Raw genomic sequence first — 361 nt, forward strand, 5'->3', positions numbered from 1 at the left:
GCCCGTTGCGCTGCCACCGCAGCATCTTCATAGCGCCCCCGAAGAAAGTGACCCATGCAAACGCCGTGCAGCGCCGCCGTAATCCACGGATCGAGCGGACTAAGGCGGATGCCCCGCTCGCCCCAGTCGATTGCACGCTCGGCTTCCCCTCCCCAGCCCAGAATCAACGCGCCCCAAGAATATGCCCACGCTGCCGATGGGGAGATTGCAAGAGCGGCCTCGAACGTCTCCTGAGCCAAGATACGGTTATGTTCGACAAGACCAATCGCGATTGCGGCATAAACGAGCGCTGGTGCATCGTCGGGGCCAAGCGCTACTGCAATATGCGCGTGCCGTATTGCCGCTCTGCGATTGTCTTCAC

General features: G+C 61.5%; 1 pseudogene. It reads right to left on the reverse strand.

Annotated elements, in window-relative coordinates:
- Positions 1-239: pseudogene (locus EN852_RS41885) on the reverse strand (transcriptional regulator); the annotation flags it as partial.
- Positions 240-361: the final 122 nt, after the last annotated feature.

Source organism: Mesorhizobium sp. M2E.F.Ca.ET.209.01.1.1 (assembly GCF_004010375.2).
Classification (GTDB): Bacteria; Pseudomonadota; Alphaproteobacteria; order Rhizobiales; family Rhizobiaceae; genus Mesorhizobium.